Annotated in this window: 9 protein-coding genes; all 9 read right to left on the bottom strand. The window is 34.6% G+C overall.

The annotated features are described in order from the left end of the window. Nucleotides 1-3 precede the first annotated feature (3 nt). Entirely contained in the window at nt 4-1,851 is a 1,848-nt protein-coding gene (locus AB0756_RS32200) for a glycosyltransferase (protein ID WP_038092586.1), read from the bottom strand. A gap of 116 nt (nt 1,852-1,967) precedes the next feature. Continuing rightward, the gene (glf, locus tag AB0756_RS32195) at nt 1,968-3,101 is read right to left on the bottom strand and encodes a UDP-galactopyranose mutase (protein WP_038092589.1); all 1,134 of its coding nucleotides are present in this window, start codon (nt 3,099-3,101) and stop codon (nt 1,968-1,970) included. 11 nt (nt 3,102-3,112) lie between these two features. Continuing rightward, a complete protein-coding gene (locus AB0756_RS32190; RefSeq protein WP_063779506.1) occupies nt 3,113-4,462 on the bottom strand; it encodes a glycosyltransferase in 1,350 nt (449 codons plus the stop codon). A 68-nt stretch (nt 4,463-4,530) separates the two neighbouring features. Beyond that, the gene (locus AB0756_RS32185; protein ID WP_038092592.1) at nt 4,531-5,742 is read right to left on the bottom strand and encodes a glycosyltransferase family 4 protein; all 1,212 of its coding nucleotides are present in this window, start codon (nt 5,740-5,742) and stop codon (nt 4,531-4,533) included. A 63-nt stretch (nt 5,743-5,805) separates the two neighbouring features. Continuing rightward, nucleotides 5,806-6,732, bottom strand: coding sequence for a glycosyltransferase (locus AB0756_RS32180; protein WP_038092595.1), 927 nt, complete (start codon nt 6,730-6,732; stop codon nt 5,806-5,808). A gap of 17 nt (nt 6,733-6,749) precedes the next feature. Then, nucleotides 6,750-7,775, bottom strand: a complete 1,026-nt coding sequence (locus tag AB0756_RS32175; RefSeq protein ID WP_038092599.1) for a glycosyltransferase family 2 protein — start codon at nt 7,773-7,775, stop codon at nt 6,750-6,752. Between the two features lie 147 nt (nt 7,776-7,922). Continuing rightward, nucleotides 7,923-8,864, bottom strand: coding sequence for an alpha-1,2-fucosyltransferase (locus AB0756_RS32170; protein ID WP_167844698.1), 942 nt, complete (start codon nt 8,862-8,864; stop codon nt 7,923-7,925). A gap of 279 nt (nt 8,865-9,143) precedes the next feature. Next, nucleotides 9,144-10,349, bottom strand: a complete 1,206-nt coding sequence (locus tag AB0756_RS32165) for a hypothetical protein (RefSeq protein ID WP_050045868.1) — start codon at nt 10,347-10,349, stop codon at nt 9,144-9,146. A gap of 306 nt (nt 10,350-10,655) precedes the next feature. Then, nucleotides 10,656-11,918 (bottom strand): ABC transporter ATP-binding protein, encoded by a 1,263-nt coding sequence (locus AB0756_RS32160; protein WP_137986307.1) that lies wholly within the window; start codon nt 11,916-11,918, stop codon nt 10,656-10,658. Nucleotides 11,919-11,928: the final 10 nt, after the last annotated feature.

The following is an 11,928-nucleotide window of genomic DNA, read 5'->3' as shown; positions in this document are numbered from 1 at the left end:
CTGTTAATTTTGCTCATTGAGCTTGAGATATTCTTTCCAAAATTCAAGGGTAGTGAAATCTTTGAAAGCCTCTCTCCATTCAGAACTGTTCGATTTCCATTTAGAAGCATTTTTAATAACAAGTTGGAACCACCTCAACAAAATGGCAAAGCATACAGTTCTACTTATTTGATGACGCACAATAGATGGGTTACTTTCTCGGCATATAAAAATTTGCTTTTTTGCAAATACTTTAGTCCACCAGTCCTCATACTCAGAACCAATCCAGTAAAATACATTCTCATTACTTAGTAAAAAATTTGGTAATAAATGACCATTAATAGTTATTAAAAATAGAACTTTGTAAAAAGTATTTTTCTTACTATTATTAGTTTCTTTTTTGATTTTAATATCGCCATGGGATGTATCATCAAATTGTATATTTTGAGTTTTATAGCTTTGACTTAGTTTCAAAATATTATTATGTATTGTTTCCGGATCTTCGGTTTTAAGTAGCGAAGGTCCTTTCATATAATCCTCAAAAGACCTTAACATCATTTCCGCTGAGTTGTAATCAAAAATCAAGAGTTTATGCAACAAAATTTTAGTGAGAAACTTGACAGCATTTAAATATTTTAATGAATCACGGATAGAATGTATCACCAACTGGTTCCGAGATGAATAGTAATCAGTCCAAACAGGATTTTTAGTATAAAAAGGTTCGTGCCAAACAGCTATACCAGGGAAAGCTACTATTTGTTTACCAAGGTGTTTTGTAATCCTTAAGCCGAACTCTATATCATCTGCCCTTATAAAGAAAGGCATTGGTAAACCTATTTCTTCAATAATTTTTCTCGAAAAAGCGAAAAACCAAAATGCTCCATACTCTGGTTTATCTTCAAATATTAAACTGTTTTTATCTGCAAAGTTATTAAGATTAAGATTCTTTTTCAAGGGAACAACTGCAAATGGATTGTATCCATAGCTACCATCAGTATTTAAGAATTTAGAATATAGCGCTCCTGCTTCATACAATATATGCTTCTTATACAAATCCAACATACTACCAGAAATTGCAAAATCTTGATTTGCATACTCATACAAAGTGAAAAGCCTGTAAATAGATTCACTTTCTAACTCTATATCATCATCCATAAATAGGAAATGCGTGTGAACTGCTTCCTGAAATGCTTGTATTAAGCCTCTAGTAAATCCTCCGGCTCCACCTAAATTTCTGTTAGGAATTAATTGAACTCTTGAGTCTATAAAATCATCTTTTTTTAATGTTTTCCCGTTATCAACAACAATTATTTTTAGTTTTTTATCTTGCAAAAAGTTGTCTTTTATAATAGTGTTAACTGTATTTTTAACATAAGTTTCTTTCTTAAATGTACAAGTCACAATACCCAAGGCTACTTCCCTAACTCTGGGTTGCTCGGTTGCTATGAATCCATTCTTGAATGAACCACGTTCACTTAAGCAGGTTATTTCCAAGTAAACTCTACCAGCATCTTCACTCCGCCAAGAATTTGGTAGCAAGATTTTTACAGGTTGTGAATTTTGGCAATTTTCAAAGATCTCTACGTGAATAAGCTCCCTGTTTTCTTTATCATGGAATTCTCTGTAGAGAGAGACTTGAAAATCACCTTCAAGCTTTAATAAGTAATACAGAGAGTAAAGTTCTGTATATTTAGCATAGAATTTCTCGTATAATGAATTAAAGTAAGAATTGAAGGATAAAATACCATTTTTTGTTAAGGATACTTCTGTATTTTCTTCATAAAAATTAAGCACTGCTGCCTCATTGCATTTCATGTACAACCCAGAAGTTTCGGGTGTACGAGGAAATTGAATTCTGCTAACAATGTTCATTTGGTTTATACCTATTCAATACATATTTTGTTTCTTTAGTAGATGCAGTACCATGATTTAATAGAGCTTTACTCATTGAATAGCTAGCTATTACCTTTTTCTCTCAAATATTATTTTTATTTTATTGTAGTCTGTGCTATTTCTTTTTCAAACAAACCAAGTGCTCGAATAACTGCTTGATCCATATCGTAGTACTTATAATCTGCCAGACGCCCTGCAAATAGTACTGTACCGTTGAGTTTCTCTACTTCTTTTAGGTAAAGCTCCAGACATTCGCGGTTCTCCTCATTGAGGATAGGGTAATAGGGATCGTTTTTCCCTGGTACATAAGCTTGAGGATATTCCATGACCAAGGTGGTTTTGGGTGAAGTTTGCCCTGAGAGATATTTTTGTTCCGTAATGCGGGTAATGTCGTAATCGTTGGGGTAGTTGACTGTACCAACTTCTTGATACTTTTCTTGGTCTAAAGTCTCGAACTTAAAGTTGATGCTACGGTAAGGCAACTCGCCGTACATATAATCGAAGAAGGTATCAATCGGACCCGTGCAAATTATTCTGTTAAACTTAACTTCGTTGATAATCTCACGGTAGTCTGTGTTTAATAGGACTTTAATATTGGGGTGAGCTACCATTTGGCGAAACATTTCAGTATAACCAAGTTTGGGCATTGCTTGATAGGGGTCTTGAAAGTAACGGTTATCCCGACTAATGTACACGGGAACACGTCCGGTGACTCCCCGATCGAGTTCCTCTGGTTTCACACCCCATTGCTTCATAGTGTAGTGGAGAAAGACATTGTTATAAATGTAATCAGCTAGGAAGGTTAGATCGCCACTAGCGCTCTCACGCAGTTTCAAAATGGGTACTTTGACTCCAAAACCAAAGTGCTCTAGAAGCAAATTCTCTAGCTTTTCTGCATATTTTGGAGGAAAAAGAGCATAGAGAGAGTTGAGATTGAAAGGGATAGGAACTTTTTTACCTTCCAACACTCCAAGCACGTGATGATAGTAGGGTCTCCACTCTGTAAATTGCGAGAGATAATCCCAAACTTTTTTTGATTTGGTATGGAAAATATGGGGACCGTATTTATGAACTAAGATGCCATGCTCGTTGTAGTAATCGTAAGCGTTACCACCGATGTGGTCTCTCTTCTCGACAATCAGTACTCTTTGCCCAAGCTCATTAGCAACTCGTTCAGCTATTACACAAGCAGAGTATCCAGCGCCTATAATTAGCCAATCAAATTTCATACTGTCTCTCCCTAATTATTTATTAAATTGGAGGTCAAGTCTCTGCTACCAGTGAAACCGTTATCAACTGATTGTTTCGTGGTTCTGTTTGCGACTTGTTGTAAGTGTTGTTCAATCCTGTCTACAAATGGCTGATATGCTGCTTTAGGGGAAAGTTTTTCAGTCACATACTTGCCGGCTTGTTCTTCCATATATTGGCGTTTTTCTGCATTAGTTAACAGTGTATGTATAGCTGTTGTAAAATCTTCAGGAGTATCTGCCACTAGAACAGCACGACCTGCTATCTCAAGCAGCCCTTGAATACCAACAGTTGTTGAGATACATGCCCGATTGTGTGATAAAGCTTCTACAAGCTTGATTTTTAAACCGCTACCAATGATCAGAGGAATGAGGCATACCTCTGCACTACTGTATTCGGGTTTCAAATCCTCTACTCTACCGAGAAAGCGAACATTTGGAAAAGTTTTTTCAATTCCATCGCATACAGAACCGCAAATATGAAGACTGCAATGGGGAACTGATTGTAAAACAATCGGCCATACATTGCTGAGAAACCACTGGAGAGAAAGCAGGTTGTGATCTGCGGAACTTCCTACAAATAAACAACGCCCTGGTACTTGTTTTCCAACAGGCGTATGAGACAAGGCTGACATAGGCAAGTGAATTACTTCGCACTGAGGTGCCATTTCTTGAAAGACTTTTGCATCTTCTTCCTGAATAGCCAGCAATACTTCTGCCTTACGTAATTGTATAGTTTCTTTCTCCTGAGTCCAGTCCGACTCACGAGCAGTAACTGCTAATTGTTTAAAATAAGCAGTTCTTTGATGACGGACATCGTGAGTTAGGATGGCTTTTAATGCAGTTTCATCTAAAGCAGGAGAGTCTAAAATATTTCCTAAAAAAGCATAATTAGCAATGACAACATCAGGTTTAAATTTGACAAATCGTGAATTGGCAAAAGCGATTTCTTCAGGTTTTGCTAGAGCATCCCACCCTTTAGGGCGATCGCTCGTTTGTTGTTTATCTCTAGCAAAACGGTAAACATTCTTCAACCTGTCTGGCAACCACATATAAACCAGCCAAACAGGTGCAATGAGCCAGTCTGATAGCTTAATTTTAACTATAAGCCGACCAATGCGTAGATAATCCCTTGCTGACACATGGGCTAGTTCTGCCAATTTTGATGGAATGACATACCAAGGAATTTTACCATTGAGTGGTGAGCTAACAAGTGTATACTCTATTTCGTAGCCCGATTGTTGTAAGTAGCCTATAAAATCTAAAATATAAGTAGAATTACCAGCAGTATTTTCAACTGGAATGTCTCTGCTAACAAATTGAATTTTAGGTTTTTTTTGCATTTGGTTTATGAATAAATTTGTAACGCTACCAATTGATTATTTATGTTAGTATTTTGAATTGTTAATTTTTATATATGGCAAATATTATTTTCATTTTTTTCTATTGATGGCGAAATATTATTGTTTAAATATTTTTCCAAAGGATGAAAAAGTTCTTCATTATAGTTTTTAGCAAAAGAGTATGCATTGTTGGATAAATTCCTAGATAACACTAAATTGGTTAAAGTTTCAATCAAAAATTCTGCAAATTCCTCTGAATCATTTGCAATCAAAAAAGCTTTTTTATCTCCTCTCTCTAGACCTTTAGCACCTTCTGGCGTAGTTATCAAAACTTTGGATTGTCCTAAAGCTTCAATAGTTTTAATTTTTAGTCCTGTTCCAAATAAGATAGGATTAATAACTATATCAGAAGTATCATAAATATCGTTCAAATTATTTACATACCCAAGTTTAATCAGATCCTCATCGTCTTGAATTACATCACATATATTTCCAGCAATTAATAATTGCACATCATGAAGCTTTATTCTTACTTTCGGAAAAACTTCATGAATAAAATAATTAATTCCATGAATGTTAGTATCATTATTAGAAGCAACAAAAAGTATTTTTTGACGAACTTCTGATATATACCTTGGTTGACGTAATGAAACTGTGTGACCTACTGTAATGACTTTATTTCCAATTAAATTTTGAAAATACTTTTCTTCATCCTTCTGTATGGAGAGAATTAAATCAGCTCTCCGAAGCCCTTTAATTTCCTCCTTAACAGTTGTAGAAAACCAATAATATTTTTGACCCCTTTTACGATAAATTTCTGCTCTGTTAGCGAAAATATCATGAGTATCGATGATTTTTAAAACATCTTTACCAAAGCACTGCAAAAATTTAGAGAAAAAAACATACTCAGTAATAACAACATCAAATTTTACTTTATCATGCAATTCTACTAAGAACTTATTTACAGAGTTATCATACCAATCATCTATTGCATTGGGATATTTAGGATAACCCGTGAAATAGCATCTTAACTTTCTGACAATTTTTTGAGATAAGCTTCGTTTTCGTTCTATACCTCCTGTATAGGGTAAAGAATAAAATTTATCTCCCCAAGCTTGGCGCATTAAGTCAACATCTTTTATTTCTTGTTCAATATGTAAAAAATGTACTTCATGACCAAGTTTTTGTAAGTTGACTAGGAGTCCATATATTCTAGCTCTATTGCCAGCATCTTGAGGGGCAAAAGGTACAGGAGATATTACTAATATTTTTTTGAACATTTTGAGTACCTAAATTTTAGGTTTTCTAAATCTTAACTAACAAGTAAAGATTGTTGACAAAAGCTAATTATGTGTAATTTGTTTGTTTAATATTTCTTGGATTGCTAGAGTTTCACCTCGTTTGTGAGCCCAGTAGAATCGGCGTTCTCTTAAAGACATACGCCAAAAACGATAAAATTCATAAAATTTACCTTTCCAAGACTTTTTTGGTTGAATCGGTATCTTACCTCGAAAAGAATTCAATATTAAAGTCGAGTAGCTATTGCCTTCAGCTAATTTCACAAGATAATCTTCTTGAAGCCGTTTTGCTGGTATTAGATGAATTAGTTTCAAGGCTACAAATAACCCCATGCCTAAGCCAATATCACAAGCTGTGAATGCTAAGTCCATGTCTCCACAACCAAATAATAAATTTCCTTTTCTATCTAAGTTAGAACGCTTTGAGTTGTGCAGTACCAAACTAACGTATTTTTCAGCTACAACTTTTCGGACACACATTCCAGCACCACAAGGATATACATTAGCTTCTATTATGTTCAACCAAATATCTTTATCGAACTCTCTAATAGCTAACCATTGCCAATAAGGTTTTGTCCATTCTGCTGGAGGTTCATCAAATTGAGGCCTTATCTGGCCACCCCAAGAGCCAAGAAATTTCCAATCTTTGCTAATTTGTAGTGTTACTTCTAAATAATCTGAGTCTAAAACATTATCATCATCAACAAAAACTAAAGTTTCAGCTACTGCCTCTTCAATACCTTTTAAGCGAGCAGGAGTCAATCCTAGTTTTTCTTCACGAATGTGACGTGATTGAGGATGCCAGGTTAAGTCAATTTCTGACGAAAGACGTTTTTCACTGGCATTATCCACTAGTAAAAGTTCCCAAAACTCGGTCGATAAAGACTGCTCCTTTAGAGCTTGCAATACCATGTCTAAATAATCTCTTCGTGGATTATGAGTGCAAATAATAACGCTTAGAAGTGGTTTCATATTTAATATTTGCTTTTTTAGCTGATAGAGGTTTTTCCTAATTTAGTATTTAACCTTAATTTAATTAAGCGAAGAAATCCACGTGTCAATAACTTTAAAGAAGCATTAATTACTTTTGGGGAGAAATAACATTGCAAAGCTTCTTGAATTTGAATCATGGCTGCACTTGTATCTCCTTTTACAGCAAATGTTCTTGCATAATTAAGTGCTTCAAAGGCATAAAACTCTAATGCTTTACTCGAAATATAACTAGCTTTGTCTGGAGGTAAATATTGTTTGATGATACTAATCACTTTACGTAAATCTCGTATATTCTCACCAGTACGCATAGAATGTCCACTAAGAGAGGCAGAGTGCATTCGATAAAATGCTAAAGGCTCGACTTCGTACCATACAGGGTATTGTGTAGCAATTCTTACCCACATTTCCCAATCTTCACCATTACAACGTATACGGCTATCAAATCCACCTAGTTTTTCGTACACTTCACGTCGTACTACTATTGATGGAGTCTGGATAATTTGTCGTACAGCCATTCGCTCCAACCAATTATTGAGAATGCCACTCTCAGACTGTTCTAGTGCAGAAACAGCATGCCAATGACCATGTTCATCCATAAATATGTGCCGACAGAAAGCAGCACCAATTTCGGGTCTCTCATCAAAACCACGTTGTAGCTTGCGATAAAAACCATCTCTAATGCAATCATCACCATGTAGTAGATGGATTAACTGGCCACGCGATCGCTGTAGGCAAGTTTCAAAATTTTTGATATAGCCTACGTTCTCTGGTTGCTGATAAAAGCCTACACGACCACGACCTAGTTCTTCAACAACTGCTGCTGGGTCATCTTTAGTGGAGTGGTCATCAACCACCTCTATCTGCATCAAGTCTTTTCCTGGATCTTGCGCTAACACACTTGCTAGTGTCTCGCGCAGATAGTTAGCGCAATTGTAAGTGGGAATCATCACTGACCAGAGAGGCCGTTGTATTCCATCACGAACAGGTAAAATTGTAGCACGGTAAGAATGTGATTCATTCATTTGGATTCATCAATTATTTCTGAGTTATTCGATTGAGGAAGACATTATTCTGGATAACATGAACCAGTTGTTGTAACCGTACTGAAGACTGTATCTCTTAGTTTTCATTGATTTAAAAAAAATCTTAAAATGAATGAAAATTCAAGTTTAAAGTTGTATCCAGTTTTTGGGAATTAAATCTTTAGTATCTAAGAAATCATCTTTATACCACGGTATGCAATCTTTAGGAAGAGAATACTTTGTATCTTGATATTTCTTTCTAAACCATTGCTGCGGTACACAAACTATTTTATCTGGGTTTTGATTCAACCATGCTCCCCACCAACTAAAACTACTATTAGCAATAATATTATGCTTGCACTGGCTCATCAGCCGTAAATCTTCATAACTTCTGAAACCGTTATTATATTCAATAATAGTAATGGGAAAATTTATTTGAAATTTTTCTTTTACCCATTGCAAATCATTAGAGAAAATAAAAAAGTGAGGATTGCTAACTCTCTCAGCTATATAAGTAATGGATTTATTGTAGTAATCTAAACTACAAACTTCATGTAATTGATTAGTTTCGTCATTATTAATATAATCTCCTCTTCTAATATGTATAGCAGTAGATTCATGAAATTTAATTTTTTCATTTAAATCTCTATTTGTATCGTCCTGAGGATATTTAAATGAAAATTCATTTATTAAAATATCTTGAATATCGATAAAGTACTTTTCAGATTGCCAAAATCCATGCAAATACGTATTATTAGGTGCTTCTAAAACACAAGGATCGAAATGAAAATATTTCTCCAAAAAGAAATTTTGGCTTGGTCTACTTACTTTACCAATCTTATTCAATAATTTATTATTAAACCTCTCGAATTTATTTCTTGGTCGCTTTAATAGAGCGTCAATTTCGTCTTGTGTTGCTATATGTTCTTGAATATTAAAACAGTGTAAACCATATTGACGCTGCTTATTTGATTCAAAAGATGAAACATCTAGCTTGAGTACTGTTGAATGTTTCTCAGCTAGGCGTCTAGCCATAGCATACTGAAACATTTGATTGCCCAATCCTTCAAAAAGAGAAACAATGATCATTTGAAAAACACTCAATCAATAATTGTTGTCACCAAAAACTTTCTTCTAAAAGACGAATTAATACTGTGTGTTGTATTCGGCTACATAAGGCGATAAAAATAATATGAGGTGTCTGATAAAAGCTTTATGGACAAGGCAAATGCGTCAGATTCGGTAAGTGCCTTAAAGCCAATGAGCCAAGCGTTTATAATAGCTTCATTACGAGTTCCGATCGTATGTGTCTTATTTGTAAAAGATTTGTATACATTTTTAAGCATTTCCTTTAACAACTCCATATTATTAGCTAAAAAGTTTTGACCAAAATATTTCAGAAGTTTTTTCAGGAGAATGTTCCAATCTAACTTTTATACAAGCTGAATCAGCCATCTTTTCATAAATGGAAAGATTGTTCAAAATGTTCAATAAGTATAGAGACACTTCTTCTGGTTCGGTATACATTATGCAATCCTCTCCTGGTTGAACACTAATATTTTCAAACGCAAACTTGGAGCCAATTCCTAAAAGACCAGTAGCGAGAGCATTCAACACCTTGCCTTTGGTTCCTGAACCTACTGCAATCGGAAAAATCTGAATTTGTGCTTTTGAAATAGCTTTGGAGTAGTTTTCAACCCAGTTAAAATGCTCAGCAAAGTAACCAGAACTGATTAACTTTTGCTGAAAGACTTCATAGTCATTACCAATGAATAAGAACTGAAACCTAGATGCCAGTGTTTCAGATGCATCTACTAATGATTTAATTATTTGCTCAAGATGAGTTCCTACATATACTGTGTGACCACCTCCAGAAAACAAAACAGTTATTTTACCCTGTGTTTGCGTAAGTTTGTTTTGTAAAGGTACATAATCAGAATGTGGATGAGGTACAAAATATGCTTGACCTCTTGTTCCTGAAATAAATTCGTATTTACTTACATCTTCTATTCCTACCATATGAACCTTTACAGGTTTTTTACCAAGCAACTTTTCAAGATTAGTATTTTGTCGAAGATTATGAACTTCTGATGTAACTTCATCAATCGTTGACCATCCCCCATACCGGAGCATACGTTCAGAATGTAAAACAGAGCAATCCATACCTGATACAACAATCTTTTTAGATTTTAGATATGTAATCCAATTAATAAGCCAATGAGGGTAAAGCCAAATTACATCAGCTTTTGATGCATTAATTTGATTGATAGCTTGTTGCTCGATAGGAAATAATGTAACCCCACCTGGTAAATCTTGCTTACGATTCCGCCAATTGATGTATTTTTGAATCAAACGATTTGGGCGCTGCAATTTATAAATTTTTTTTAATCTTAAAAGATTAAGTTCTTCTAATAAAGTCTCTTGAGATTTTTCTGTTTTATACCAAAGTGGAAAGTAATATAAATCAATTTCTATGTTTTCTGGGGCATACTTCAAAATTTGATATGGAAGAGCAGTTGGTGCCTTTAAATTGTCTTTGGCAGGTGGAAAACCACAGATTAGAATTACTTTCATGATAATTTATATTTTTCCTGCATATATCACTCTACTTTCTCAAGATAGATGCGTTAGAGAATTACACTTAATTCTACTTCGTGTAAGCAATTTATTCGTGCATATTTATTTAATAAAAAAACTCATATTATTTATCCTTTTTTAATTTTTATTAAATTCTCAGGTAATGTTAGAACTATCTAAGACAAGGTTTTGAAGATTGTGCAAACTATAAAAAAATGCATCCAAAAGAAGAAATAATTTTTATTAGTTATTTTCATGTTTGCGCTCATGATTCTCCTTCCAAAATACTTTTCTAACAAAATTTTATTTAATCACAACATTAAAGTCAGGTATAGTTGCCGCTTTTAGTCCATCCAACACTTCAGAATAGTTAAAATGACTTGATGCTAAAACATTACAAACATCAATTTTTTCTGCCCAAAAAACTTCTTTGTTATCAGGATATGTATATATGTACAATGTCATATGGTAGTTACCTGGCGCTAGATTGGGTGATTTTATAAGATATTCAATATGAAAATCTGTGTACTTATCTACACTAAAACCCTCTGATACAAATTTTGATTTTAGATGTATTACGTCGTCATTTCGTTCATTAAAAATTTCACAATCAATATAAAAATTTTCAATTTTTTGACTATGAGTTTTGAAGTGCAACACCAAGTTCAAGTCATCTGCATGACTTAAAGTATTTAAATCTTGACGATTTGCAATACCTTTCCAAGATAACTTATCACTTACAACATGATATATTTCTCCTCCAGCATTTCCACCCAGCATATTTGAATAAGTTCTCATCACAGAACTTACATGACCAATCTCTATAACTTGACCAGTTTTTAATAAAATAGCTTTTGAACAAAGCGCTTCTACTATCTTCATAGTATGACTAACAAATAGTACTGTTCTTCCCTCTTGCCCTATATCCTTCATTTTTCCTAAACATTTTTTCTGGAACTGGGCATCTCCCACTGCCAATACCTCATCCACAATTAGTATTTCTGGTTCCAAGTGAGCAGCAATTGCAAACGCCAAACGCACATACATTCCTGATGAATACCGCTTCACTGGCGTATCTAAAAACTTTTCTACTTCAGCAAATGCCACAATTTCATCAAACTTTCGTTGAATCTCTAGCTTGCTCATGCCTAAAATTGCACCGTTGAGAAAAATATTCTCTCTTCCAGTCAACTCTGGGTGAAAACCTGTTCCTACTTCCAGTAAACTAGCAACTCTCCCCTTAATCCGGATAGAACCGCTTGTTGGCTCTACAATTCGGCTCAAAATCTTTAGTAGCGTTGATTTCCCGGCACCATTACGTCCAATAATACCAACACGATCGCCCTGCTTAATTTCAAATGAAACATCCTTTAAGGCCCAAAACTCTTCACGATTCGGGTTGATTTTTTTCCGTTCTGAAGGCTTCAGTAATTTTTGAGCTAGAGACTTGGTTCCAGTTGCGATCGCATCGCGCAATGAATTATAACTGCTACTCCCTCCTAACTGCTGGTGAGCCAAAACGTACTTTTTACTTAAATTTTCAACTCGAATGACTGTATCAGACACTTAGCTCACT

The organism is Tolypothrix campylonemoides VB511288_2, from assembly GCF_045999855.1.
GTDB classification, from domain to species: domain Bacteria; phylum Cyanobacteriota; class Cyanobacteriia; order Cyanobacteriales; family Nostocaceae; genus Scytonema; species Scytonema bouteillei_A.
This window is presented reverse-complemented; position numbering and strand designations above follow the sequence as displayed.

Bases quoted from the DNA above. Each gene is read 5' to 3' on its own strand.
- AB0756_RS32200 (WP_038092586.1), bottom strand. From the start codon at position 1,851: ATGAACATTGTTAGCAGAATTCAATTTCCTCGTACACCCGAAACTTCT.
- glf (WP_038092589.1), bottom strand. From the start codon at position 3,101: ATGAAATTTGATTGGCTAATTATAGGCGCTGGATACTCTGCTTGTGTA.
- AB0756_RS32190 (WP_063779506.1), bottom strand. From the start codon at position 4,462: ATGCAAAAAAAACCTAAAATTCAATTTGTTAGCAGAGACATTCCAGTT.
- AB0756_RS32185 (WP_038092592.1), bottom strand. From the start codon at position 5,742: ATGTTCAAAAAAATATTAGTAATATCTCCTGTACCTTTTGCCCCTCAA.
- AB0756_RS32180 (WP_038092595.1), bottom strand. From the start codon at position 6,732: ATGAAACCACTTCTAAGCGTTATTATTTGCACTCATAATCCACGAAGA.
- AB0756_RS32175 (WP_038092599.1), bottom strand. From the start codon at position 7,775: ATGAATGAATCACATTCTTACCGTGCTACAATTTTACCTGTTCGTGAT.
- AB0756_RS32170 (WP_167844698.1), bottom strand. From the start codon at position 8,864: ATGATCATTGTTTCTCTTTTTGAAGGATTGGGCAATCAAATGTTTCAG.
- AB0756_RS32165 (WP_050045868.1), bottom strand. From the start codon at position 10,349: ATGAAAGTAATTCTAATCTGTGGTTTTCCACCTGCCAAAGACAATTTA.